The sequence below is a fragment of the Zoogloea sp. genome (assembly GCF_028689785.1).
Lineage (GTDB): Bacteria > Pseudomonadota > Gammaproteobacteria > Burkholderiales > Rhodocyclaceae > Zoogloea.
This window is the reverse complement of record NZ_JAQVCN010000041.1, coordinates 17,377-43,378: the sequence shown is the minus strand read 5'-3', so window position 1 is coordinate 43,378 and position 26,002 is coordinate 17,377. Positions and strand designations below refer to the sequence as shown.

Genomic DNA, 26,002 nt, shown 5'->3' with positions numbered 1-26,002 from the left:
GGGCGGGCCTGCACCGGGATGGGCAGGATCTCGGCCAGGCGGTAGCCCACCCAGGTGGCGTCGTCAAAACGATGGGGCAGCTGAAAGGCCTCCTCGCCCGCGTCGGCCACAATGGCCCGGAGCAGGGGCAGCACATCCTCAAGGGCTTGCGGCACGGGCTGCACCGGCGGTTCGGGCAGCAGGGTGATGTGCGCGGTGAGCAGGCGGTCGGGGCGGGTCGTCTGCTCCACGATGCGGAAGCGCTCACCACCTTGGGCGGTGATGAAGAGCAGGCCGGGCTTGTCCATGTCCCAGCCGGTGATGCGGGCTATCGTCCCTACCCCGTGGGGGACCGCAGGCGCACCCACCTCGCCGCCCTCACGGATCAGGCACACGCCGAAGGGCGCATTGGCCCGCATGCAGCGGGCCGCCATGTCCAGGTAACGCGCCTCGAACAGCTTGAGAGGCAGCACCCCGTCCGGAAACAGGACTGTGCCCAGGGGAAAGAGGGGGATCTCGACGGTGTCGACGGTGGTGCTCATGCTTCGCGCTCCTGACGGCCTGCTCCCGGGGGTACCGGGGAATGTGTCACTGCTGCGACGGGGGCGCGGGCATGAGCTCGGCCACGGCCGGCACCTCCCCCCAGCGCGCCATCAGGGCGTGGGGCACGGCGAGTTGATCAAGGATGCGGGCAATGACGAAGTCCACCAGGTCTTCGACGGTTTTCGGGTGGTGGTAGAAGCCCGGATTGGGGGGCAGGATGACCACGCCCATGCGCGCCAGGCGCAGCATGTTCTCCAGGTGCAGGGCCGAGAAAGGTGTCTCCCGGGGCACCAGGATGAGCTTGCGGCCTTCCTTGATGGCCACGTCGGCGGCCCGTTCGATGAGGTTGCCGGCCAGGCCGGCGGCGATGGAGGCCAGGGTGCCCATGGTGCATGGGCACACCACCATGGCATCCGGCGGGTTGGAACCGGAAGCCGGCGGCGCAAACCACTCCTCGCGGCCAAACACCCGCAGCTGCCCCGGCGCCGCGTTGAAGCGGGCGCCGAGCTGGGCCTCCACCTCATCGGGGCGGGCCGGCAGGGCCAGGTCCATCTCCTGCCGGGCAACGATCTGGGCCACCTGGGAATACAGCAGCCACACCCGGCAACCGGCGGCCAGCAGGCACTCCACCAGGCGCAGGCCATAGGGCATGCCCGAGGCCCCGGTGAGGGCGACGGCGACGGTCTTGTGGGCAGACGGCAAGGCGCTTGGGGTCAAGGCTGAAGAGTCCTGGTTATCGGCGGGCATCCGGAGAACAGACGCGCCGGGGCGCCCGGGGTTCCCCGCGCTGCGCTCAATGGCGGTGGATGGCGCCGATGCCTTCGTGGGCGACACCATGGGCGGCCGCGACATGGTGGCCACGGCGCAGGCTGTCGTGCACCTCATGGTCATGGGGCAACCATTGCTTCACCAGCGAACCGGCGATCATGCCAATGACACTGGCCAGCAGCCCGGCCAGCTGGGCCGGGATGAAGGGGTCGTCACCGCCGGCGATGTGCACCGTCAACCACACGCCCACGCCGCAGCAGATCGAGGTCAGCGCGCCCTGATTGGTGGCACGGCGCCAGTAAAGCCCGCACAGCAAAGGGATGAAAGCCGCCACCAGGGTCACTTGGTAGGCGTTCTCCACCATCTTGAAGATACTGGCGTCGGAAACCATGGCGTAGAGGGTGACCAGCACCGTGAAACTGAAGGTCACCACACGCATCCACAGCAGCAGCTTCTTGTCGGTGAGATTGGGCAGCGCTGGCCTGAGGATATTCTCGGTGAAGGTCACCGAGGGAGCCAGCAGGGTGGCCGAGGCGCAGCTCTTGATGGCCGACAGCAGGGCTCCGAAAAACAGGATCTGGGCCACCAGCGGGGCCTTGGACAGGACCAGCTCGGGCAGGATCATCTGGGAGTCGGTGTTGATCAGGCGCGACACCATGGCTGGGTCGATGAGGGTGGCCGAATAGGCCAGGAACATGGGCACGAAGGCAAAGGCGAAATACAGGGTGCCACCGAGCACCGAACCCCACACCGCAATCTTCTCGGATCTGGCCGACTGGACCCGCTGGAAGACGTCCTGCTGGGGGATGGACCCGAGCATCATGGTTACCGCGGCGGCAATGAAGGCGATCACCTCTTTCGGATCGGCCGCCGGGAAGAAGGCGAACTTGCCTTCGTTCATGGCGTGATTCACCACTACGCCGACACCGCCGGCCAGGCTGCTCACCTCACCGCCGATCCACAACATGCCGATGACGATGATGATCATCTGCAGAAAGTCGGTGACCGCCACCGCCCACATGCCACCGAACAGGGTGTAGACGAGAATGGTGATGGAGCCGATCCACATGCCCGCCACCTTGCTGATCTCGCCCCCCGACACCACGTTGAAGACCAGCCCCAGGGCAGTGATCTGCGCCGCGACCCAACCCAGGTAGGAGATCACGATGGCGATGGTGGTGAGCACCTCGACCCCCCGACCGTAGCGTTTCTTGTAGAAGTCGCCAATGGTCAGCAGGTTCATGCGGTAGAGGGGCGCAGCAAAGAACAGGCCTACCAGAATCAGGCACATGGACGAACCGAAGGGGTCGGCCACCACGCCGCGCAGGCCCTCGTTCAGGAAGGTGGCCGGCACCCCGAGCACCGCCTCGGCCCCGAACCAGGTAGCGAACACCGTGGCGGTGACCATGTAGAAGGGCAGATGCCGGCCGGCGACGGCGAAATCCCGCGTGTTGCGGACCCGGGTGGCGGCAATGAGGCCGATAGCCACCGAGATCAGCCAGTAGACGATGACGAACCAGAACAGCATGGGGCAAGGAAAAGCGTGGGGGACGGACCGATTATAGGGGCGCCGGGCCCGGCGGGGGCGTCCTCAGCGCACCAGTCTTGCGGCAAAAACATCTGCTGGTTCGGCCCGGCCATAGTGCCACCCCTGGAACTCGTCACAACCCAGCTCCCGCAGGGTGGCCGCCATGGCCGGAGTTTCAACCCCTTCGGCCACCAGCTCCAGTCCGAGGTTGTGGCCTAGGCCGACGATGGCGGCGACGATGGCTTTGTCCTCCGGCCCCTCGTTGATCTCGCGTACGAAGGATTGATCCACCTTCAGCTTGTCGAGGGGGAAGCGCTTGAGATAGGCGAGGCTGGAGTAGCCGGTGCCGAAATCGTCGACGGCGATGGAGAGGCCGAGGGCCTTCAATTCGGCGAGCTGGCGGGCGGCCCGCTCCACATCGCGCATCACCATGCTCTCGGTCACTTCCAGGGTCAGCCAGCCGGCCGGCACATCATGGCGACGCAGCACCGCCGCCACCGTCTCGACAAAATCCGCCCGCCGGAACTGCAGGGCCGAGATGTTGGCGGCCACCGGCACCAGGCTCCGCCCTTCAGCCCGCCAAGCAGCCAGCTGGGCACACAGCATGTCGAGCACCCGGTTGCCGATGGGCAGGATCAGGCCGCTCTCCTCGGCCAGGGGGATGAAGCGCCCCGGCGACACTTCGCCCAGCTCCGGGTGGGTCCACCGCAGCAGCGCCTCGGCGCCGACCAGGCGGCCGTCTTCGGCGGCCACCACCGGCTGGTAGTGCAGGTGGAGCTCGTTGCGTTCGAGGGCACGGCGCAGGGCGTGCTCCAGGGACAGGCGCTCGCTGGTCGGGGTGGTCACCCCATCGGCAAAGAACTCGATGGCATTGCGCCCCTCCTCCTTGGCGCGGTACATGGCCATGTCGGCCCGGTCGAGGAGAAGGTCGGCGTCCTCGCCGTCCTCGGGCCAGACCGCCACGCCGATGCTGCCGGAGAGGGTGAACTCGCAGCCGGCGAGATGAAAGGGCGCTTCCAGCACCCCCAGCAGCCGCCCGGCCGCCCGGGCCTGCACCTCGCGCCCGCCCTTCACCGGCATCACCACCACGAACTCGTCCCCGCCGTGGCGCAGCGCGCACTCGCCCTCGGCCATCACCGACTGCAGGCGCTGGGCCACCTCCACCAGCAGCTGGTCGCCGATGTGATGGCCCAGGGTGTCATTGACGTTCTTGAAACGGTCCAGATCCAGAAAGCACAAGGCGACCCCACAGGCCTCACTTCGCGCAGCGGCGATGGCCCCGCTGACCGTGTCCTCAAGGGCGGCCCGGGACGGCAGACCGGTGAGAAAGTCATGGCTGGCCAGGAAGCGGATGCGTGCTTCGTCAGCCTTGCGTTGGCTGATGTCGGAGAAGACGCCGACGTAGTGGGTCACTTCACCATCCGGCGCGCGCACCGCGCTCACCGACATGTCCGCCGGGAAGGTATCCCCGGCGCTGCGACGAATCCACACCTCGCCCTGCCACAGCCCGCCCTCCGCCGCCACATCACGGATGGCAGTGGCAAAACCACGGGGGTGGTGTTCCGGATCGAGGAGCACCAGGGGTTTGCCCCGCACGGCCTCCTCGGACAGCCCGGTGAGGGTGGTGAAGGCCCGGTTGATCATCACCACCTGCCGGTCCGGCGCCACCACCACGAAGCCCTCGGAGTTGTTCTCGAAAACCCGCGCGGCCAGGTTCAGGCTCTCATCGCGACGGTAGTTGCGCAGGGCGAAGCCGATGTCGGTGCTCATCTCGTCGAACAGACTGACCGCGGGAGCATCGAAGAACCCGTCCGCCGCACTGCGCAGCACCAGCACCCCCTCGCCGCCCTCCTCGGCGCGGATCGGGAAGACCGCACAGGAGCCGTGCGCCGACGGCGCGCCTGCAACGCAGATGCCGGCGCCGGCCATGGCCGCGCCGTCATTGAAGACCCGGGCTTCGGTCGGCACCCCACCCGGCAGCCCCCAGGCACCACCGAGCACGGCCCCGGCGCCCTCGCCCGACGCGGCCACCGCCTTGAGCTCGCCGTCCTCACGCAGGCCGATCCAGGCCAGGTCCAGGTCACCGAACTCGACGGCGATGCGCGCCGCCTGAGCCAGCAGGGTGGCCGCGTCGCGGGTATGCACGATGGCCTTGTTGGTGGCCGACAGGGCCTGGTAGAGGTGCTTCATGCGGCGGATATCGCGGGCGTTGTCGCGTGCCGGCTGCAGGTCGTAGCAGGACCCGACAAAGCCGGCAAACACGCCATCACCATCGAAGAAGGGGGCGCCGTGGTCGGCGATCCAGTGGTAGCTCCCATCAGCAGTGCGCAGGCGGTATTCGCTGGTCAGTTTGCGGCGGGTGAGGAGGGCAGCCTTCCAGGCCTTGAGACAGGCCTCCTGGTCATCCGGGTGCACCCCGTCGAGCCAGCCCCAGCCCTGCTCCTCGGCCTGGCAGCGCCCGGTGAAGTCATACCAGGCCCGGTTGAACCAGTCGCAGTCGCCGTTGATCTTCGCTCGCCAGGCCAGATGGGGGAAGGATTCCAGCATGGCCAGGTGCTGGTCACTGGCCCGGGCCAGCTGCCGGTTACGGGTCCGCAGGGTGAGCAGCAACTCGTTGAGGGCCTCGGCCAGCTCGCCAATCTCATCCCGGCGCATCACCGGCACGGGCAGATCGCCACCTGTCTCCCGACGATGGGCAAGGACGCCGCGAATCGCCCCCGCCGGGCGCAACACATAGCGCGCCACCATCAGGTAGAACAGCCCGGCCACCGCGCTGAGCACGGCCCCCAGCCACACGGACAGCTGGATCACCGTATCCCGGGTGGCCTGCCACAGGCTGCCGGCGTCGAGCTGCAACTGCAGCACGCCGTCTTCGAGACGCCCGCTTTCCCCGTCGGAACCAACCAGCAGCAAGGGCTCAAGCACGTCCAGGCGGCGCTCGGTCATGTCCAGCCGACGCCAGCCCTGGCGGGACTGCAGAACCTCACCGAGGCGGGCAACGATGGCCGGCTCCAGGGCATCGGCCGGCTTGCCATGGAGGCCGTGATCGCTGGCTGCCACGACACGCAGGGGCGAGCCGGCCAGCAGGGTCACCCGGCGCACGTCCCGAGAGGCCCCAAGGGTGGAGATGAAACGGCGCAAGTCGGCGGGCTCGCGGGCCGTCTCGGCCGCCGAATACACTGCCGCCGCCATTACGTCGGCGCGCTGATCCACGAGGGTGCGGAAACGCTCCAGGATGTTGGCATAGAGAATGCCGACCAGCAGCACCAGGCCCATCGCCCACACCCCCAGCAGCGGGCCCATCAGGCGCCAGCGCAGGGACAGGAAACGTGGTGTCCTCACACTCATGCTCCAGCGCCGCCCGGCCTCATGCGCGGATGCCGGTGGTGGCAATCAGCTCGCGGGCGATCAGAAAATCCTTGAGGGTCCGGCTCTGGCGCAACTGGGCCAGCGCCATCATGGCGCCCTGGAGCTGATCAAGGGAACGCTCCACCGGGCCACCGGGAGCGAGCAGCTGTGGCTGCTCCTTGCGACTCACGTAGTGCAGGCCGGCGAGGGTCTCGCGCAGCTCTTTGATACTCATGTTCTCGCGGTGAGCCATGATGGCGTGGGCCTCATCCGGATTGGCCTCCATGAAGGCCATGGCCCGGTAGTAGGCGCCAACGAAGGCCTGCACCTCATTACCCCGGCGGGCCACGAAGCCCCCGTCGAAGACCAGTGTATCCACGACCTGGCCCGGCACCTGGCCGCTGTGGAAGACCACCTTGCCGCCCTTTTCGAGCAAGCGATTCGATTCCGGCGGAAAGCACACCGCCGCCGCCACCAGCCCGTCGGCAAAGGCGGCCGGCATGGCGTTCTGCGGCATGGGCACCAGGGCCACGTCACGGACGGTAAGCTGCACGCTGGCCAAGGCCAGGGCCAGCAGCTGGATGTGCAGGGTGCCAGGTTCGATGGCCACCCGGCGCCCGCGCAAATCGGCCAGGCTCTTCACCGAAGCGGCTGCCACCAGAACGTCGGCACCGTCCGAGTAATCCACCACGGAGGCGATCTGCGGCCGCAACCCGGACTGATCGGCCGCCAGCAGGATCTCCACCAGAGTGGCCCCGCAGCCATCCACCTGCCCCCGCTCGAAGGCACGCCGCGAGGCACCGATGGAGGTCAGATCCACCAGCACCACCTCGATACCCGCATCGCGGAAGTAGCCCTTGTCCCGGGCCACGTAGAGGGGGTCGTAGCCGGGCCATGGGTTGGTGGCGAACTTGATCGGCTCCTGGTAACTGGCACTGCAGCCGCTGCCGAGCAGGAGGCAAGCCGAACCAAGTCCGGCACTCAGAAATCGACGGCGAGGCAAGGAGGAAGGCATGGCCCGGGCAAGTCGTGTGAATACCCAAAGTATGCCCGAGCCGAAACCGAAATCCCATTCTACGAGGAGGGACTTCACATCACCCCAGCACATCCGAACCACCCCGTTGACCCCGGTCAAGGCCGGGGGGTGCCGCCCCGCCTATAGTCCGCCCGCGTCATTTCCGCTGCCCGCCGCCCATGACTTCTCCCCGCCCCATCGAGCTGGTGTGCCCTGCCGGCAGCCTGCCCGCCCTCAAGACCGCCATCGACCACGGCGCCGACTGCGTCTATCTCGGTTTCAAGGACGCCACCAACGCCCGCAACTTCAGCGGCCTCAACTTTGACGACAAGGCCATGGCCGAGGGCATCCGCTACGCCCACGATCGGGGCCGCAAGGTGCTGCTGGCCCTCAACACCTATCCGCAGACCGACAACTGGCAGCGCTGGACCGGCGCCGTGGACCGGGCCGCCACCTTCGGCATCGACGCGGTGATCCTGGCCGACCCGGGCCTCATGGCCTACGCCCGCAAGACCCACCCGGACCTGCGTCTGCACCTGTCGGTGCAAGGCTCGGCCACCAGCTACGACGCCATCAACTTCTATTACGAGCACTTCGGCATCTCCCGCGCGGTGCTGCCCCGGGTGCTGTCCCTGGCCCAGGTGGAGCAAGTCATCGCCAACACCCCGGTGGAGATCGAAGTCTTCGGCTTTGGCGGCCTGTGCGTGATGGTGGAGGGGCGCTGCGCCCTGTCGGCCTACGCCACCGGAGAATCCCCCAACTGTGACGGAGCCTGCTCGCCCGGCAAGCATGTGCGCTGGGAGCAGACCCCCAAGGGCATGGAGACGCGCCTCAACGGCATCCTCATCGACCGCTTCGCCGACGGCGAACGGGCCGGCTACCCGACCCTGTGCAAGGGCCGCTTCGAGGTAGGCGACGAGACCTACTACGCCATCGAGGAACCCACCAGCCTCAACACCCTGGAGCTGCTGCCCGAGCTGGCCCGTATCGGCGTGCGCGCCATCAAGATCGAAGGCCGCCAGCGCAGCCCGGCCTACGTGGCCCAGGTCACCCAGGTATGGCGCGCCGCCATCGACCGGGTATTGGCCGGCGGCCAGCCCTTCCGCATCGAGCAGGCCTGGATGGCCGAGCTCAACAAGGTCTCCGAAGGCCAGAGCCACACCCTTGGCGCCTACTACCGCCCCTGGAAATAAGCACGATGAAGATCGCCCTCGGCCCCCTGCTCTACTACTGGCCCCGCCAATCCACCCTGGCCTTCTACGCCGACATGGCCGACGCCCCGGTGGATGTTGTTTACCTGGGCGAGACCGTGTGCTCCCGCCGTCATGAACTGCGCCTGCCCGACTGGCTGGAAGTGGCCGAGATCCTCACCGCGGCCGGCAAGGAGGTGGTGCTCTCCAGCCAGGTGCTGGTGGAGTCCGAGTCCGACCTGAAGACCCTGCGTCGCATCGTTGCCAACGGCAGCTTCCGGGTCGAGGCCAACGACATGGGGGCCGTGCGCCTGCTCTCCAGCGGTGACGCCCCGGCGCGCAACTGGATCGCCGGCCCTACCCTCAACATTTTCAACCCGACCACCCTCAGCCTCTTTGCCGACCTCGGCGCCACCCGCTGGGTCGCCCCGCCGGAGATGTCCCGGGATCAGATCCGCGCCCTGCGCGACGGGCTGGGCCACAACATGGAGGTGGAGATCTTTGCCCACGGCCGTCTGCCCCTGGCCTATTCGGCCCGCTGTTTCACCGCCCGCCACTACAACCTGCAGAAAGACACCTGCGAGTTCCGCTGCCTCCAGTTCGCCGACGGCATTCCCCTGAAGACCCGCGAAGGTGCTCCCTTCCTGACCCTGAACGGCATCCAGACCCAGTCCGCCCAGGTGCACACCCTGCTCGGCGACCTGCCCGCGGTGTGCGCCGAAGGTGTCGACCTGCTGCGCGTCAGCCCCCAGGGCCAGCACACACTCGAGATTCTGCAGATCTTCCGCCAGGCTCTCGACGGCCTCATCCCGCCTGCCGACGCCCTCCACGAGGCCCTCCCCCTATTGCCCGCCGAGCCCTGCAACGGCTTCTGGCACGGCCGGCCGGGTGTCGACCAGCACATCCCCGCCTGAACCTCCTGCGGAACTCCACACCATGAAGATCCCCGCCTTCACCCTGCCTGCCCCCCTGGCCCGCGTGGGCGCCCGCCTGCCCCAGCTGCCGCCAACCCTGGCCCTGGTGGCGGGCCTCAACCTGGCCCTCGACCGGGTTCTGCCCCGGGACACCCTGGAGCCCCTCGCTGGCAAGCGCCTGCTGCTCAAGGTCACCGATGCGGGCATGGCCCTGCGCTTCACCCTGACACCGCGGGGCTTCAGGCCCCTCCTCGACAGCGGCAGGCCCGACCTCACCATTTCTGCCACGACCCGCGACTACCTGGCCCTGGCCCTGCGCGAGGAAGACCCGGACACCCTGTTCTTCAGCCGGCGCCTGCTGATGGAAGGCGAAACCGACCTGGGCCTGCTGGTCAAGAACACCCTGGACGCCGTGGACTGGGACAGCGTGAGCACCCGGCTGGCGGCCCTCAAGCTGCCCTTTGCCAGGCAGCTGTTTGCCAGGGCGCACTGACCCGCAGCCCCTGCCGCAGACCATGGCCTTCCTGGCCAGATCCTTACTCGGCCTCATCCTCGGGCTAGAATGGCCCCGACGCGCCATTCTCCCAGCCCATGCCCCTTCAACGCCGCAGCTCCCCCCTTGCCGCCTATTTCGCCGCTGCCATCGGAGTGCTGATCGTCTACGCCTGCCTGCATCCCTTTTCTGGCTGGCGTGATCCGGGGCTGCCGGCCTTCGAGTTCCTCAGTGCCCCCTGGCCGCGCTACTACACCTGGGTGGACCTGACCGTAAACGTGATTGGCATCGTGCCCTTCAGCTTCGCGCTGGTCTCGGCACTGCTCGGGCGCCTGCCCCGCGCCGGGGCAGTGGCCCTGGCCGTGCTCCTGACCTTCCTGCTCAGCCTGTCGGTGGAGACGCTGCAGAACTTCCTGCCCAGCCGGGTGCCCTCCAACGTGGACGTGGGCTGCAACACCCTGGGCGGGCTGCTCGGCGCCCTGGCCGGCGGGCGCTGGGGCGGCAGCCTGTTCCACCCACGCAGCGGCCTGACCCGCTGGCGGCGCAAGCGTATCGTTGCCGGCCACCCCGGGGAGCTCGGCCTGGTGCTGATGGGCCTGTGGCTGCTCACCCTGCTCACCCCGGGGAACCTGCTTTTTGCCAGCGGTGACCTGCGCCCGCTGCTGGATCTGCCCACGCCGCTGCAGTTCAACCCGATGCGCTTCGTCAAGGTGGAAGCCGCCATCGCCGCCTGCCAACTGGTGGCCGTAGGGCTGACTGCACGCTGCATGATGCGTCAGTTCAGCCCGTGGCCCCTGGTGCTGCTCGTTCTTCTTGGTCTTGGCGCCAAGACCCTGGCGGCGGCGGCCTTCTTCTCCCCGGGTGACCCCTTCCACTGGGCCACCCCCGGCGGGCAGCTTGGGCTGGCTGCCGGCGCCGCCCTGCTCGGCGTCAGCCTGCTGCTACCCGCCCGCAGCCACACCATGCTGGCCGGGCTGGCCCTGCTGCTGGGCACTGCCCTGGTCAACCTGGCCCCCGAGAACCCCTTCCTGCCCAGCGACATCGCCCTGGTCCCTCAGGGCAATTTCCTCAATTTCCACGGTCTGACCCAGCTCACCGCCAGCCTGTGGCCCTTCATCACCTTCGCCTACCTGGGCCTGCTCGGCGCCAGCACCCCGCGGGACGGCTTTCGCAACCACTGAAAGACGCCACCGGGCAGGCGATTGATTGATAATCGCGGACACATTCAGGGCCAGATTTGACGCCCCCACCGGAGACCCCATGAGCTACTTCAAGCACCACGTATTCTTCTGCTGCAACCAGCGCCCCGAGGGTGAGAGCTGCTGCGCCGCCCAGGGCGCGGTTGAATTGCAGACCTACGCCAAGGACCGGATCGCCGCCCTCGGCCTCAAAGGCAAGGGCAAGATCCGCATCAACAAGGCCGGCTGTCTCGACCGCTGCGACGAAGGCCCGGTGCTGGTGGTGTACCCCGACAACGTCTGGTACACCCTGGTGGACAAGTCCGACGTGGATGAGATCATCTCCGAGCACCTGCAGAACGGCCGCATCGTCGAGCGCCTGAAGATCTGAACATGGCCACCGAGAACGCCCTCATCCATGGCCCCGCCGGGCAGATCGAGCTGATCATCGACACCCCCGACCACGTGCGCGGCATCGCCCTGGTGTGTCACCCCCACCCTCTGTTTCACGGCGCCAACACCAACAAGGTGGCCCATACCCTGGCCCGGGTTTTCCGTGACCTGGGCTACGCCGCCCTGCGCCCCAACTTCCGTGGCGTCGGCAAGAGCGAGGGCGTCCACGACAACGGCATCGCCGAAACCGAGGACATGCTGGCCGTGATCGCCTGGGCCCAGAGCCGCTGGGGCAGCCTGCCCCTGGCCCTGGGGGGCTTCTCCTTCGGCGCCTACGTGCAGACCCGGGTCGCCGCCCGCCTGGCCGAGGGCGTCACCCCGGCCAGCCGCATCGTGCTGGTGGGTACTGCCGCCGGCCAGGTCACCGGAGCCCGCAGCTACACCACCCTGCCCGTGCCCGACGACACCCTGGTCATCCACGGCGAGAAGGACGAGACCGTCGCCCTCGCCAACGTGCTGGAGTGGGCCGAACCCCAGGAGCTGCCCGTCATGGTGGTGCCCGGAGCCGACCACTTCTTCCACGGCAAGTTACACATCATCCGCAAGCTCATCGACCGCGCCTGGGAACCCCTGTCATGAAACTCGTCGCATCCCTCACCAGCCCCTACGCCCGCAAGATTCGCGTGGCCCTGGCCGAAAAAGGCCTGTCCTTCAGCCTGGAGGTGGACATCCCCTGGCTGGCCGAAACCTCGGTGCCCGACTACAACCCCCTGGGCAAGGTGCCCGCCCTGGTGGCCGATGACGGCGAGGTCTGGTACGACTCCCCGGTGATCGCCGAATACCTCGAAACCCTGGGCGGCGCCACGCTACTCCCCGCAGACCGGCTGGCCGCCCTGCCGGTACGCCAGACCGAGGCCCTCGCCGACGGCATCACCGACGCCGCAGTGGCCGCCTTCCTCGAAAGCCGCCGGCCCGCCGAACAGCAGGACAACGCCAGCATCGAACGCCAGATCACCAAGATCCACCGTGGCCTGGCCGCCCTCGACCGGCACCTGGTGGCACGCAAGGGCATGGCCGGCGCCAGCCTCAGCCTGGGCGACATCGCCGCCGCCTGTGCCCTGGGCTACCTGGACTTCCGCTTTGGCCACCTGGTGTGGCGCAGCACCCACCCCGAGCTCGCCGCCTGGGCCGCCGACATACTGGCCCGGCCGTCCTTCGTCGCCACCACCCCGCCCCCGGTCTGATGCCCCTCGAGATCCGCAGCCTCGTCAAACGTTTCGGCACCGGCCCCGACGCCCGGGAGGTGGTGCGCGGCCTCGATCTGAAGCTCGAACGGGGCGAGTGCTTCGCCCTCCTCGGGCCCAATGGCGCCGGCAAGACCACCACCCTGCGCTGCGCCCTGGGCCTGGCTGAAGCCAGCGCCGGCAGCATCCTGCTGTGCGGCCTGCCCGTACCGGCCCAGGCCCGCCAGGCCCGCGCCCGGGTCGGCGTGGTGCCTCAGACCGACAGCCTCGATCCGGATTTCACCTGCGCCGAAAATCTCGTCGTCTTCGCCGGATACTTCGGCATTCCCGAGCGTGACATCCGCCCCCGGGTGCCCGAGCTGCTGGCGTTTGCCGGCCTGGAGGGCAAGGACAACGCCCGTATCCAGTCCCTCTCCGGGGGCATGAAGCGACGCCTGACCCTGGCCCGGGCCTTGGTCAACAAACCCGAGCTGCTGATCCTCGACGAGCCCACCACCGGCCTCGACCCGCAGGCCCGCCACCTGATCTGGGAGCGCCTGCGCCGCCTCACCGCCGAAGGCACGACCATCCTTCTGACCACCCACTTCATGGATGAGGCCGAGCGCCTGGCCCACCGCCTGGCCATTCTCGACAACGGCCGCCTCCTCGCCCAGGGCAGCCCGCGGGAGGTCATCGCCGCCCACATCGAGCCCCAGGTGGTGGAAGTCTTCGGCGACTGGACCGGAGAAGGCGCCACCTCCGGCGCCGCGGCCTGGGCTGCACGCCATGCGGATGCCCTGAGCCGGCGCTGCGAGATCAGCGGTGAAACCGCCTTCTGCTACACCGACGACGCCGCTCCGCTGCTCGCCCACCTGGCCCACCAGCCAGGGCTACGCACCCTGCACCGGCCAGCCAACCTCGAAGACGTTTTCCTCAAGCTCACCGGCCGGGAGCTGCGGGATTGAGCCCCCGGCGGCATGCCATGGACAGCCCGGCACCGGACACCTATCCTGAAACGATGTCACCGGGCTTCTCTCCCCTTCCGGGCAGCCTCGACTGCGCAGCCATCCTGGAACAGCTGCCACTAGCCCTTGCCCTCGTCGACCCTGGCAACGGCCAGTTCATCCGCAGCAACGCAGCCTTCCGCCAGAGCTTCGGGCTCCCTACCCGTCCTTATCCGGACTGGTGGAGGCAGGTGCATGCCTCCCCGCTCCTCCCCCCGGACACCCCCTGCGTGTGCTCTCCGCCCCCCGACGGCAGCGCGCGGGACGACATCGAGTCCGACATGCTGGGCATTGATGGCCGCCCACGGCACCTGCGCACCCAGGCGCGGCGCCATGGCCACCTGCTGCTACTGTGTTTCGTGGACCTGACCGACAACGACAGCCGCCAGGATCTGCTGCGCCAGGCCCTGGCCGAAATGGAAGCGCGCTCGGTCACCGATCCGCTCACCGGGCTCCTGACCCGCCGACGCCTCGAAGAAGCCTCCCTCAGCGAGATGCACCGCTTCCGCCGCTTTGGCCACCCCATCTCGCTGATCATCGCCGACATCGACCACTTCAAACACATCAACGATACCCACGGGCACCCGGTGGGCGATCAGGTGCTCGTCGATTTCGCCCAGCGCCTGAGCAGCGAATGCCGCGACCTGGACGTGCTCGGACGCTACGGCGGCGAGGAATTCATCGTCCTGCTACCCAGCACGCCCCTGGCCGGCGCCATCACCCTGGCCGGGAAGCTGCGCCTCGCAGTCTGCCAGCAGCCTTTTGCCCAGGTCGGCACAGTCACCGCCAGCTTCGGGGTAGCGGAGTGCGTTTCGGAGGAACACTGGAACGCCTGGCTGACCCGCGCCGATCGTGCCCTTTACGCCGCCAAGCATGCCGGACGCAACCGGGTCGAGGCCGCTCCCGAAAGCGCCTTCGACGAACGCAGCATCAAGCATCGCAACCGCCTCGACCGGCTGACCTGGGAAGATGGGCACTGTGTCGGCGACCCGATCATCGACGCCCAGCACCAGAACCTCTTCGAACTCGCCAACCGCCTGCTCAACCTGGTGCGCGAGGCGGGCCCGCCGGCCGAGATCCACGCCACCATCCGGGCCCTTTCCGATGCCACGCGACGCCACTTCCGCGACGAAGAGGCCATCCTTGCCACTGTCGCCTACCCGCGCCACGAACAGCACGCCAAGGCTCACCGCGTCCTGTCGGCCAAGCTCGACGCCCTCTCCGGCCAGAGCGCCATGGGCACCCTGCCCACCGGCAAGCTGATCGAGTTCCTGGCCTACGATCTGGTGGATCACCACGCCCTCGGTGCCGACCGGGACTTCATCCCCTGGCTGCGGCGCGGCCCCCGCGACCCGGCCCCCCTCGACGACTGACCCCCGATGCCCCACGTCACTGCCCATTTCGGCCCACCCCGCCTGTCCCTGAGCTTTCTCGCCGTGTGGCGGCGCAACTTCCTGGTCTGGAAGAAGCTGGCCCTGCCCTCCATCGTCGGCAACCTGGCCGACCCGGTGATCTACATGCTGGGCCTGGGCTACGGCCTCGGCCTGCTGGTGCCCGAGGTCGAGGGCGTGTCCTACATCGCCTTCCTGGCCGGCGGCACCCTGGCCTACTCCACCATGAACGCCGCCACCTTCGAGGCCCTCTACTCCGGCTTCTCGCGCATGCACGTGCAAAAGACCTGGGAGGCCATCATGAACGCCCCGATTGCCCTCGACGACATCGTCGCCGCCGAACTGGTATGGGCGGCCTCCAAGTCCTGTCTGGCCGGGGTCGCCATCCTGGCGGTGATCGCGGCCTTCGGCTTCACTGCCTCGCCGCTGGCCCTGGCCGCCATCCCCGTGGTCTTCCTCACCGGCCTGTGCTTTGCCGCCCTCGGCCTGATCATGACCGCGCTCGCGCCGAGCTACGATTTCTTCATGTATTACTTCACCCTGTTCATCACCCCGATGACCCTGCTCTCAGGGGTATTCTTTCCCCAGGGCCAGCTCCCCGACAGTGTGCAGCTCATCGCCTCGGCCCTGCCCCTGAGTCACGCCGTCAGCCTGATCCGCCCCCTGCTGCTGGGTCAGGTGCCGGCCCAGATCGGTCTGCACCTGGGCGTCCTCGTCCTCATCACCGTGCTGGCCTTCTGGCTGGCCTTGGGCCTCACCCGCCGCCGCCTGCTCAAGTAAGCCATGACCACGCCCGAAGAAGCCCTGCTCGTCCTCACCAACCTGCCCGACGCCGACACCGCCAAGGCCGTAGCTCGTCAGCTGGTGGAACTGCGCCTTGCCGCCTGCGTGAACATCCTCGCCCCCTGCACCTCGGTGTACCGCTGGCAGGAGCAGATCGAGAGCGCCACCGAGGTCCCCCTGCTGATCAAGACCACCCTGCTGCGCTACCCGGCCCTGCAGGCCGCCCTCACCGAAGCCCACCCCTACGAACTTCCGGAGATCATCGCGATCCCACTCCACAAGGGCTTGCCCGCCTACCTGGCCTGGATCGGCGCCGAAACCGTCGAACACCTGCCCTGATCCATCGATTCTTGATCCATCCGGGGGCCGCCTCCCCGCGGCCCCCGTAAACTGCCGTCCATGATCCGATTGCCCGCCCTCTTCCTGCGCCTCGCCCTGGCCCTTGTTCTGACCTGCACCGGCCTGCTTGCCCACGCCCAGGAACCCCTGCCCGTCGAGCAGGCCTTCCGCGCCTCGGCCCGCGCCCTCGACGACAAGACCGTGGAAGTGCGCTTCCAGATCGCCGACGGTTACTACCTCTACCGCCACCGCTTCAGGTTTGAAGCCGACGGGGTCAGTTTTGGCGAAGCCGCCCTGCCCCCGGGCAAACCCAAGAAAGACGACGCCTTTGGCGAAGTGGAGATCTACCGCAAGGAGCTGGTGCTCACCCTGCCCGTGAGCGTCGGCCAGCCTCCCTTCGACCTGCAGCTCACCAGCCAGGGCTGCGCCGACATCGGCATCTGCTACCCGCCGCAGACCACCGCCCTCAAGGTCGCCCTGGCCAGTGGCGGCGGCACGGGGGGCTTCCTGGCCCGCGCCCTGGACCGGGACGAAGCGCCCGTCAGCAGCACGCAGGAGCCCGCCCGCCCCCCCATCGCCGAGCACGACGAATCGGGGCGCGTCGCCCGCCTGCTCGACGGCAGCGGCACCGCCATGATCCTGGTGAGCTTCTTCGGCTTCGGGCTGCTCCTCACCTTCACCCCCTGCGTGTTCCCGATGATCCCAATACTGTCCGGGATCATCGTCGGCCACGGCCATGCCATCTCCAAAAGCCGCGCCCTGGGCCTGTCCAGCCTCTACGTGCTGGGCATGGCCCTCACCTACGCCGCGGCAGGCGTGGCGGCCGGCCTGTCCGGCACCCTGCTGTCGGCGGCCCTGCAGAACCCCTGGGTGCTGGGCGGCTTCGCCCTCGTCTTCGTGGTACTGGCCCTGTCCATGTTCGGCTTCTACGAGCTGCAGCTGCCCACAGCCCTGCAGAGCCGCCTGTCCGACAATGCCAACCACCAGAAGGGCGGCTCCCCCGGCGGCGTCATCGCCATGGGCGCCCTGTCGGCCCTGATCGTCGGGCCCTGCGTGGCCGCCCCGCTGGCCGGCGCCCTGCTCTACATCGCCCAGACCGGAAACGCCGTACTGGGTGGCGCTGCCCTGTTCACCATGGCTCTGGGCATGGGCGCACCACTGATCCTCGTCGGCGTGCTGGCCCGCAGCGCCCTGCCCAAACCCGGCCCGTGGATGGAAGGCGTCAAACGGGCCTTCGGCGTGATGTTGCTGGGCGTCGCCATCTGGCTGCTCACCCCGGTGCTGCCGAGCATCGTGCCCATGCTGGCCTGGGCCGGCCTGCTGGTGTTTTCGGCCATCTACCTGCACGCCCTCGACCCCCTGCCCACCCATGCCGGCGGCTGGCAGCGCTTCTGGAAGGGCTTCGGCGTGCTCGCCCTAATCGCCGGCGCGGCCCTCTTCATCGGCGCCCTGGCCGGCTCCCGCGACCCGCTGCAGCCCCTGGCCATCCTCCGCGCCCAGGCCGCCAGCGCCCCCGCAGCAGCCCACCCGGCCTTCCAGCGGGTCGCCTCGGTGGAAGAGCTCGACCAGATCCTCAAAACCGCCACCCGCCCGGTGATGCTCGATTTCTATGCTGATTGGTGCATCTCCTGCAAGGAGATGGAGCGCTTCACCTTTTCCGACCCGGCGGTGGCCCGCCGGCTGGAAGGCTTCCAGCTGCTGCAGGCCGATGTCACCGCCAACAACGATGCCGACAAGGCTCTGCTCAAACGCTTCAAGCTCTTCGGCCCGCCCGGCATCATCTTCTTCGACGCCGCCGGTGCCGAACGCAAGAACCTGCGGGTAGTGGGCTTCCAGGACGCGGAAACCTTCGGCAGGGCGCTGGAGGCCGCCCTGTAGGGACGACTTGGGCGACTGAAGTCGCCCCCACAGACGGCAGGAAATTCTCAAGAAACCCGGCCCCGATCCGCTATAATCCCGACCCTTGATTCGAGGAGCGCTGCAAGACCGCCGGGTGCAATGCCCGCCGTCCCAGGCTCGATGTCAGTGCCAGACCAGCGGCACCAGAAACCGCGCTCACCCGTCCATGCTTTGTCTGCAAACCCGTGCCGGGCACGGGGAGACGTGGTGAGCCCTTGATGATCAGCCACCCGTAGTCCCTTCCCGGCCACACGTTCGAGGAAACCTCATGAACACTGTGGCTGAAAAGTTCACCGATTTTGTCATTGCCGATCTCTCCCTGGCCGACTGGGGCCGCAAGGAGATCAAGATCGCCGAAACCGAGATGCCCGGCCTGATGGCCATCCGCGACGAGTTCGCCGCGGCCCAGCCCCTCAAGGGCGCGCGCATCACCGGCTCCCTGCACATGACCATCCAGACCGCCGTGCTGATCGAGACGCTGACCGCCCTCGGCGCCGAAGTGCGCTGGGCCTCGTGCAACATCTTCAGCACCCAGGACCACGCCGCGGCCGCCATCGCCGCCCAGGCCATCCCGGTGTTCGCCGTCAAGGGCGAGTCCCTGGCCGACTACTGGGACTACACCCACCGCATCTTCGAGTGGGCCGACGGTGGCTACAGCAACATGATCCTCGACGACGGCGGCGACGCGACCCTGCTGCTGCACCTGGGTGCCCGCGCCGAGCAGGACCTGTCCGTCATCGCCAAGCCGTCTTCCGAAGAAGAAACCATCCTCTTCGCCGCCATCAAGGCCAAGCTCGCCGTTGACCCGACCTGGTACTCTGTACGCCTGGCCGCCATCAAGGGCGTGACCGAAGAGACCACCACCGGCGTGCATCGCCTGTACCAGATGCACCAGCGCGGCGAGCTGCGCTTCCCGGCCATCAACGTGAATGACTCGGTCACCAAGTCCAAGTTCGACAACCTCTACGGCTGCCGCGAATCCCTGGTGGACGGCATCAAGCGCGCCACCGACGTGATGGTCGCCGGCAAGGTTGCCGTGGTGTGCGGCTACGGCGACGTGGGCAAGGGCTCGGCCCAGGCCCTGCGCGCCCTGTCCGCCCAGGTGTGGGTCACCGAGATCGATCCGATCTGCGCCCTCCAGGCCGCCATGGAAGGCTACCGCGTGGTCACCATGGAATACGCCGCCAGCCTGGCCGACATCTTCGTCACCACCACCGGCAACTTCCACGTCATCACCCACGACCACATGGCCGCCATGAAAGACCAGGCCATCGTCTGCAACATCGGTCACTTCGACAACGAGATCGACGTTGCCTCCATCGAAAAGTATCAGTGGGAAGAGATCAAGCCCCAGGTGGACCACGTCATCTTCCCGGACGGCAAGCGCATCATCCTGCTGGCCAAGGGCCGCCTGGTTAACCTGGGCTGCGGCACGGGTCACCCGAGCTACGTGATGTCCAGCTCCTTCGCCAACCAGACCATCGCCCAGATCGAGCTCTTCACCCGCACCGCCGACTACCCGGTGGGCGTTTACACGCTGCCCAAGCACCTGGACGAGAAGGTCGCGCGGCTGCAGCTGAAGAAGCTCAACGCCCAGCTCACCGAGCTGACCGACGAGCAGGCCGCCTACATCGGCGTGGCCAAGCAAGGCCCCTACAAGGCCGAGCATTACCGCTACTGAGCCCGGCCTACCGGAGCGGGCCCAGCCCCGCTCCGCCGCCGTGACCCACGCCCGCCCGGCATGCCCTGCCGGCGGGCCTGCGAGGAACCACCGTGCCCACCCAGATCCCCATTTCCATCGAGTTCTTCCCGCCCCAGACCGCCGAGGGCGCCGACAAGCTGCGCAGCACCCGGGCCAAGCTGGCCGAGTTGAAGCCGGAGTTCTTCTCCGTCACCTTCGGCGCTGGCGGCTCCACCCAGGCGCGCACCTTCGAGACCGTCTTCGAGATCCGTCGCGAAGGCCATGAGGCCGCCCCGCACCTGTCGTGCATCGGCTCCACCCGTGACCAGATCCGCGCCATCCTGCAGCGCTACCAGGACGAAGGCATCCGCCGCATCGTCGCCCTGCGCGGCGACCTGCCCTCCGGCGTGGGCGACCCCGGCGAGCTGCGCTACGCCAACGAGCTGGTGGAGTTCATCCGCGCCGAGACCGGCAGTCACTTCCACATCGAGGTGGCCGCCTACCCGGAATATCACCCCCAGGCGCGCAGCCCCAGAGACGACCTGCTGGCCTTCAAGCGCAAGGTAGACGCCGGCGCCAACTCGGCCATCACCCAGTATTTCTACAACCTGGATGCCTACCTGCACTTCCGCGACGAATGCACGGCTCTGGGCATCGATGTGCCCATCGTGCCGGGCGTCATGCCCATCGTGTCCTTCTCGAAGCTGGCGCGCTTCTCCGACGCCTGCGGTGCCGAGATCCCGCGCTGGATGCGGCGCAAGTTCGAATCCTTCGGCGACGACAGCGACTCGATCAAGGCCTTCGGCCTCGACGTGGTCAGTGACCTGTGCGAGAAGCTCATCGCCGCGGGCGCACCGGGCCTGCACTTCTACAGCATGAACCAGGCTGGCCCCACCATCGCCCTATACGATCGCCTCGGACTCACCCGCTGACGGTGACGACCCCGGCCAGCCGGGGTCGTTTCTTTCAAGTTTCGGCATCCCATGCCGATATCCCCGGGAAATCAACCTTTCCCGGCCATGGAACTGCACACCCCTTTTCACCCCCATCCCGGCTCCCGCCTCCGGAACAGGGAAGCGGTGTTACGCAAACTCCTCGCTCGCCCGACAGATGGCTTCTTTGTCGTGGACGCGCAAGGCTGCTTCGTCGAAGTCGACGACACCCTCGGGCAGTTGCTGGGTTACGGCGTCGACGCGCTCATCGGGCGCCCCACGACCGATTTCGTTCATCCTGCCAGCCAGGCCCCCCTGCGCCACCAGATCGAGCGCATCACCACCAGCGAGCGACGCAATTACCGCCTCGACCTGCTGCACCGGGACGGCAGCGTCATTCCCGCCCTGATCAACACCATCACCACCCGCAACGCCACAGACGGCACGGTCAGCGGCGCCGCCGGCTTCATCACCGACCTGCGCGACACCTGCGACAAGCCCCCGCTGGCGGGCCACGATAACGCCGACACCCAGGCCGCCCGCCACCACTACAGCCAGCTGCAACTGGCTGCAACCGTCTTCAGCGAGAGCCGCGACGCCATCCTGATCACCGATGGCCAGCGCCGGGTCATCTCGGTCAATCGCGCCTTCACAGCCCTTACCGGCTACAGCGCCGATGAAGTCGCCGGCACCGAAGCACCCCTCATCGCCGCCAGCCATCACGCGCCTGGCTTCCTGGACGTACTCCTCGACGAGTTGGCCCGTACCGACCACTGGAACGGCGAGGCCTGGAACCGCCGCCGCAACGGGGCCATATTCCCCCAATGGCTGTCGATCTCCACCGTGCGCGATGACAACGCCGAGATCCTCCACTACGTGGCGATGTTCTCCGACCTCAGCGAACGCAAGGCTGCCGAGGAGCGTGCCGACTTTCTCGCCCGCCACGACCTGCTCACCCGCCTGCCCAACCGCTTCCTGCTCCGTGACCGGGCCGAGCAGGCCTTTGCCCATGCCGTACGGGCCGAAACCCGGGTCGCCCTGCTCCTCCTCGACCTGGACCACTTCAAACAGATCAACGACAGCCTCGGCCACCCGGCGGGCGATGCCCTGCTGCAGACCTTTGCCGACCGCCTGAGCAGCACCACCCGCGACACCGATACGGTCAGCCGCCAGGGTGGCGACGAATTCCTGGTGCTGCTCACCGACATCCGCGACAGCGACGACATCGCCCCCATCGTGGAAAAGATCATGCACACCCTGGCTCAACCCTGCCTCCTCGCCGGCCAGGAGATGAGCATCTCGTGCTCGGTCGGTCTGGCCGTCCACCCGGAAGACGGCACCGACTTCGACACCCTGATCCGCAACGCCGACGCGGCCATGTACAACGCCAAAGAAGCTGGCCGAAACACCTTCCGCTTCTACTCCCAGCAGATGAACGAGGACGCGGTACAGCGCCTCGACATCCAGAATCGCCTGCGCCGGGCCCTTGAGCGCAACGAATTCGTCCTCCACTACCAGCCCCTGATCGACCTGGGCGACAGCCGCATCGTCGGCGCGGAAGCCCTGATCCGCTGGAATTGCCCCGAGCTGGGCATGCAGCCCCCCGGTGTGTTCATCCCGGTGGCCGAAGACAGCGGCCTGATCGTCGAGATCGGCGAATGGGTGCTGCGCGAAGCCTGCCGCCAGGCCCGCGCCTGGCAGGATGCCGGGCACCGCGAGCTGGTACTCGCCGTCAACCTTTCTCCCCTTCAGTTTGCCCGCGGCAACCTGGTGGAGACCGTGCGCGAGGCCCTGGCCGACAGTGGCGCCAACCCGGCCCTGATTGAACTCGAAATCACCGAGAACGTGCTGGTCAAGGACACCGAGCAGGTGCTCGCCACCGTCCGCCAGCTCCACGCCCTGGGCCTGCGCCTGGCCATCGACGACTTCGGCACCGGCTACTCCAGCCTCGCCTACCTGCGCCGCTTCGCCGTCGAAAAGCTCAAGATCGACCAGTCCTTCGTGCGCGACCTGCCCACCGATCCCGACGCCGGCGCCATCGTGCGCGCAGTCATCCAGATGGCCAAGAGCCTCAAGATCGCCGTGCTGGCCGAAGGCGTCGAGACCGCCGACATTGCCCACGACCTGCGCCTGCTCGGCTGCGACTACGCCCAGGGCTACTACTTCGGCCGCCCCATGCCCGCCGACGCCTTCATCGAACGCCTGCCACCACCGCGCTGAGGCCCGTGGGTTCACCTGGAATCATCCGCCCTCACAGGCAAGGCCCTTCCAGTGGGATCGAATTCAATCGACCTCCGCAGCCCGGGCCACAGACAAGCCGCTCACTGGAAGTCCGAGGTCGAGTGAATTCGACCCCACGCCCTCCAGCCGCCCGGGTAACCCGGCGACGCCCGGGCCCTTTACCTTATAATCAGGGGCTTCCCATGACCCGCCCCTGATCTGCCCGGGCGTCTTCCCCGTTTAGCGCCATGCGTGACCCCTACGAAACCCTGGGCATTTCGCCAACAGCCGCGGCCGACGACATCAAGACGGCCTACCGCAAGGCGGCCCGCCTGTACCACCCGGACCGCAACCCCGACCCGGGCGCCGCCGACCGCTTCCGTCACATCCAGGCGGCCTACGACATCCTCTCCGACGACGCAAAGCGGCGCGATTACGACGCCCTGCGCCGGCGCAACCTGATTGACGATCCCCTGCAGGAAGCCACCTCCCTGTGGGCCTCCTACATTGAAAAGGTAATTTCTTGACCTCGTTTTACTTTGAAGACATTTTCGAGCGCTACGCCAGCGAGATCGACGACCTGCGTTCCGACTCCGAAGGCAAGGATGTGCTCAACAAGCGCGTGCGCGACAAACACAAGGAATTCTCCTTCCTGCTCGGCATGATCGACACCGCCCCCGAGATGGTTGCCCCGGCCTTTCACGGCGCTTTCGGCTTCAGCGGCGGCAATCTCCTCTACGCCGCCTCCAACAGCGAACCCGGCGACGACGGCTTCCCCTCCTGGGCCGAGCTTGAGGCCGGTCTCGACATCGCCCCGTGGGCCCGTCCCCTGATCAACATCTGTCTCGACAAGGACGGCGGCGAGAGCTTTCTCGTCACCACTGCCGTGCTCGAATGGCTGCTCGGCAGCGGCCTCAGCGCCCGCTCGGCCCCCGAGAGCAGCCGCGACGAGGAAGACGAAGACCACACCGACGACCTCGGCGAAGCCGGCGAAGAGTGGATGTCCGAACAGGGCTTCGACGCCGTTGACCGTTAAGAAAGACTGTTCATGACCCAGCTAGTCATCAAGGAAACCCGCGAACTCATCCTCGCCGGCGAGATCGCCCAGGCCGAAGCCCACCTGGTCGTCGTTGCCGAACAGGAAGGCGATCACGCCCTGGTCGAAGTCCTCGACGAGATGGCCCCCAAGGACGTCCTGGCGGTGATTCGCGAATTCGATGCCAGCAAGGAATCTGTGGTCAACCTGCTGGTCAGCCCGGAACAGTTCGTTCAGGCCATCGTGCTCGAACGCCAGTACGGCGAGCCCATCGAAAAATACGTGCCGCGCCTGCGCAACACCATGAACGCAGTCATGCACCGCAACCCGGCCTCCTGCGCCGAGGTACTGGACTGCCTTGTGGAGCACGACGATGGCGTCCGTGTGCTGGCCGACTACTTCACCGACCACTACGACGCCCTGCTGGCCCTGGCCTACCACGGCGTCTTCGAGGCCGAGATCGACCTGGAAAAGGCCTTCGCCCCAAAATCCGCCATCACCTGGGACGCCGAGCGCGTGGACGAGCTCGACCAGGGCCTGGAGATCGGCGACGCCATCGAGATGGTGCGGGTGCGCATGTCGCGCTCCGAAGTGGCCGACGCCGACTGGATGGAAACCGCCTGGGTGCTGCGCCACGAGTTCTCCGACACCTTCGAGCTGCTCATCATCGAGATCCAGGACCGCCTGCACCGCGCCGCCGAAGCCGCCAAAATGCCCCTGCCCGAATCCGGCGAGCCCGGCGTGCCGAAGCTCGACGAGGACGACGAGGAATCCGCCATCTGACCTGGAAACCACGCAGCGCCCCCGCGGCGCGGCGCCCCGCACACGATGTTCGCTGATAACGCACTCACCACCGTCGACACCCGCCCCTATTTCGAGCGGGTGCTGTGCCACGCACTCCAGGAAGGCCTGGTGGACGGCCCCCGGCTCGACGCCCTGCGGCGCGAAGGCGCCAAGGGCATCGTGCAGCTGGCCACCTATTTCGGCACCCCCAACCTGCGCCCGGAACTGGAAACCGCCCGCACCCGGCTGGTGACCCTGGTGAGCCTGGCCCTGGAGGCCGAATCCGGCGGCAAGATCGACGTAGCCGGCCGCCTGCTTCGCGACAAAACCCTGCTGGCCCTGTCCAAAGCCGGCGCCGACCGCCTGCGCAAGCTGCACACCCTGCCCACCGAGCGCCTCCTCGGCGCGCCGGAGATCTTCCGCGAGAGCGAAAAGGATTTCCTGGCCAAGTGCAGCGCTGAAACCCCCATCACCTACGCCCGCTACCTGGCCGAACAGGCCGGCCGAGAACGCAACCAGCACTACATCGACGCCACCTACTGGCTCGCCGGCAAGCTCGGCGTGGAGCGGGACGACGCCGACGAGTGGCACGTGTTCTGCGAATCGGTGATCAACAGCGCGCTGCTGGTCCTCCTCACCGAACGCAAGCCGGCCGGCTTCTTCAGCGTCGAGCGCTTCATGAAGCTCCATGAAGCCGCCCGCAAGAAACGCAGTGCCAGCTTTCCAACCCTCGACATCTGGCTCGAAGACGCGCCCCCGGCCGTGCACAGGCTGATGACGCGGGAAACCGAGCGCTTTGTCGCCGAAGTCCTGCCCATCATCCGCGACATCCCGGCCACCGAGATCTACCGTAACCAGGACCGCTTCTCCGGCCTGTTCTTCTTCGACACCAGCTCGGTCAGCGAGATCACCCACCACGACAAGGCCTGCGCCGAGGCGTGGACCCGCATCACCGGCAACCAGGGCGATCACACCGATGTGCAGTGCGGCGTACTGCTGATGATCGCCACCGGCCTCGAACCGACCCGCAGCCTGCTCAAGCGCGACGCCACCCGGATCTGGGACAACTTCCGCGAATCCGGCTTCAACGACGCGGCCGTCACCCGCTTTATCGAGAACGTCGTGCCTTTCGAATACCAGTCCGATGTGCGCCGCCTGTGGGACGACGACCTCGGCCCCGAAGCCCGCCAGCAGCTCGACAGCGACGACACCACCCTGGTGATGAACTACCTGCAGGAAACCTGCCGCGCCAGCTGGAAGAAGAAAGCCGGCTGAGGCGGCCTGCCGGACCGCCCCCCCCCCCGCAGGCCCTTGGCTGGAGGGCCCGCCAGGCTAGGGGAGCCTTGGCTGTCGGGGGGAAGC

Annotated in this window: 24 protein-coding genes and 1 riboswitch; of the genes, 19 read left to right on the top strand and 5 right to left on the bottom strand. The window is 67.5% G+C overall.

The window, feature by feature from the left end:
- From PHI64_RS16240 to PHI64_RS16220, 5 genes are all read right to left on the bottom strand, one after another.
- A partial coding sequence (locus PHI64_RS16240; protein ID WP_299884791.1) for an LON peptidase substrate-binding domain-containing protein occupies nt 1-521 on the bottom strand: 521 nt, incomplete at its 3' end.
- A 46-nt stretch (nt 522-567) separates the two neighbouring features.
- Entirely contained in the window at nt 568-1,239 is a 672-nt protein-coding gene (locus PHI64_RS16235; protein WP_299884788.1) for a flavin prenyltransferase UbiX, read from the bottom strand.
- A gap of 76 nt (nt 1,240-1,315) precedes the next feature.
- Nucleotides 1,316-2,818, bottom strand: coding sequence for a sodium:solute symporter family protein (locus PHI64_RS16230; protein WP_299884785.1), 1,503 nt, complete (start codon nt 2,816-2,818; stop codon nt 1,316-1,318).
- A 63-nt stretch (nt 2,819-2,881) separates the two neighbouring features.
- A complete protein-coding gene (locus PHI64_RS16225; protein ID WP_299884782.1) occupies nt 2,882-6,166 on the bottom strand; it encodes an EAL domain-containing protein in 3,285 nt (1,094 codons plus the stop codon).
- Between the two features lie 19 nt (nt 6,167-6,185).
- Nucleotides 6,186-7,181 (bottom strand): ABC transporter substrate-binding protein, encoded by a 996-nt coding sequence (locus PHI64_RS16220; protein WP_299884779.1) that lies wholly within the window; start codon nt 7,179-7,181, stop codon nt 6,186-6,188.
- 179 nt (nt 7,182-7,360) lie between these two features.
- Between PHI64_RS16220 and PHI64_RS16215 the strand changes: the two genes are divergently transcribed.
- The 19 genes from PHI64_RS16215 to PHI64_RS16125 all read left to right on the top strand — a co-directional run bounded on the left by PHI64_RS16215 (nt 7,361) and on the right by PHI64_RS16125 (nt 25,915).
- Nucleotides 7,361-8,374, top strand: coding sequence for a peptidase U32 family protein (locus PHI64_RS16215; protein WP_299884776.1), 1,014 nt, complete (start codon nt 7,361-7,363; stop codon nt 8,372-8,374).
- 5 nt (nt 8,375-8,379) lie between these two features.
- Entirely contained in the window at nt 8,380-9,285 is a 906-nt protein-coding gene (locus PHI64_RS16210) for a U32 family peptidase (RefSeq protein WP_299884773.1), read from the top strand.
- 22 nt (nt 9,286-9,307) lie between these two features.
- Entirely contained in the window at nt 9,308-9,778 is a 471-nt protein-coding gene (locus PHI64_RS16205) for an SCP2 sterol-binding domain-containing protein (protein ID WP_299884768.1), read from the top strand.
- A 98-nt stretch (nt 9,779-9,876) separates the two neighbouring features.
- On the top strand, nt 9,877-10,959 hold the full coding sequence (locus tag PHI64_RS16200; RefSeq protein WP_299884766.1) for a VanZ family protein: 1,083 nt from the start codon (nt 9,877-9,879) through the stop codon (nt 10,957-10,959).
- Nucleotides 10,960-11,038: 79 nt separating this feature from the next.
- Nucleotides 11,039-11,347, top strand: a complete 309-nt coding sequence (locus PHI64_RS16195) for a (2Fe-2S) ferredoxin domain-containing protein (RefSeq protein WP_299884763.1) — start codon at nt 11,039-11,041, stop codon at nt 11,345-11,347.
- 2 nt (nt 11,348-11,349) lie between these two features.
- On the top strand, nt 11,350-11,988 hold the full coding sequence (locus PHI64_RS16190) for an alpha/beta fold hydrolase (protein ID WP_299884760.1): 639 nt from the start codon (nt 11,350-11,352) through the stop codon (nt 11,986-11,988).
- Nucleotides 11,985-12,593: a glutathione S-transferase gene (locus tag PHI64_RS16185; RefSeq protein ID WP_299884757.1), complete on the top strand. Its 609-nt coding sequence runs from the start codon at nt 11,985-11,987 to the stop codon at nt 12,591-12,593. The genes PHI64_RS16190 and PHI64_RS16185 overlap by 4 nt, the downstream gene beginning before the upstream one ends.
- Nucleotides 12,593-13,537 (top strand): ATP-binding cassette domain-containing protein, encoded by a 945-nt coding sequence (locus PHI64_RS16180; RefSeq protein WP_299884754.1) that lies wholly within the window; start codon nt 12,593-12,595, stop codon nt 13,535-13,537. Before PHI64_RS16185 ends, PHI64_RS16180 begins: the two co-directional genes overlap by 1 nt.
- 17 nt (nt 13,538-13,554) lie before the next feature.
- Entirely contained in the window at nt 13,555-14,949 is a 1,395-nt protein-coding gene (locus PHI64_RS16175; protein ID WP_299884751.1) for a diguanylate cyclase, read from the top strand.
- Nucleotides 14,950-14,955: 6 nt separating this feature from the next.
- Nucleotides 14,956-15,747 carry an ABC transporter permease gene (locus tag PHI64_RS16170; protein ID WP_299884748.1) on the top strand — a complete coding sequence of 264 codons (792 nt, stop codon included), beginning with the start codon at nt 14,956-14,958 and terminating at the stop codon, nt 15,745-15,747.
- Nucleotides 15,748-15,750: 3 nt separating this feature from the next.
- On the top strand, nt 15,751-16,089 hold the full coding sequence (cutA, locus tag PHI64_RS16165) for a divalent-cation tolerance protein CutA (protein WP_299884745.1): 339 nt from the start codon (nt 15,751-15,753) through the stop codon (nt 16,087-16,089).
- Nucleotides 16,090-16,149: 60 nt separating this feature from the next.
- Nucleotides 16,150-17,967 carry a protein-disulfide reductase DsbD gene (locus tag PHI64_RS16160; protein WP_299884743.1) on the top strand — a complete coding sequence of 606 codons (1,818 nt, stop codon included), beginning with the start codon at nt 16,150-16,152 and terminating at the stop codon, nt 17,965-17,967.
- Nucleotides 17,968-18,053: 86 nt separating this feature from the next.
- Nucleotides 18,054-18,153: riboswitch (S-adenosyl-L-homocysteine riboswitch) on the top strand.
- A 103-nt stretch (nt 18,154-18,256) separates the two neighbouring features.
- A complete protein-coding gene (gene ahcY / locus PHI64_RS16155; RefSeq protein WP_299884740.1) occupies nt 18,257-19,669 on the top strand; it encodes an adenosylhomocysteinase in 1,413 nt (470 codons plus the stop codon).
- A 92-nt stretch (nt 19,670-19,761) separates the two neighbouring features.
- Nucleotides 19,762-20,601: a methylenetetrahydrofolate reductase [NAD(P)H] gene (gene metF, locus PHI64_RS16150; RefSeq protein ID WP_299884737.1), complete on the top strand. Its 840-nt coding sequence runs from the start codon at nt 19,762-19,764 to the stop codon at nt 20,599-20,601.
- A gap of 147 nt (nt 20,602-20,748) precedes the next feature.
- Nucleotides 20,749-22,821: an EAL domain-containing protein gene (locus tag PHI64_RS16145; RefSeq protein ID WP_299884734.1), complete on the top strand. Its 2,073-nt coding sequence runs from the start codon at nt 20,749-20,751 to the stop codon at nt 22,819-22,821.
- Between the two features lie 248 nt (nt 22,822-23,069).
- A complete protein-coding gene (locus PHI64_RS16140; RefSeq protein WP_299884732.1) occupies nt 23,070-23,348 on the top strand; it encodes a DnaJ domain-containing protein in 279 nt (92 codons plus the stop codon).
- The gene (locus tag PHI64_RS16135; protein WP_299884730.1) at nt 23,345-23,857 is read left to right on the top strand and encodes a hypothetical protein; all 513 of its coding nucleotides are present in this window, start codon (nt 23,345-23,347) and stop codon (nt 23,855-23,857) included. Before PHI64_RS16140 ends, PHI64_RS16135 begins: the two co-directional genes overlap by 4 nt.
- A 12-nt stretch (nt 23,858-23,869) precedes the next feature.
- Nucleotides 23,870-24,640 carry a hypothetical protein gene (locus PHI64_RS16130; protein ID WP_299884728.1) on the top strand — a complete coding sequence of 257 codons (771 nt, stop codon included), beginning with the start codon at nt 23,870-23,872 and terminating at the stop codon, nt 24,638-24,640.
- A 45-nt stretch (nt 24,641-24,685) separates the two neighbouring features.
- The gene (locus PHI64_RS16125; protein ID WP_299884727.1) at nt 24,686-25,915 is read left to right on the top strand and encodes a hypothetical protein; all 1,230 of its coding nucleotides are present in this window, start codon (nt 24,686-24,688) and stop codon (nt 25,913-25,915) included.
- Nucleotides 25,916-26,002: the final 87 nt, after the last annotated feature.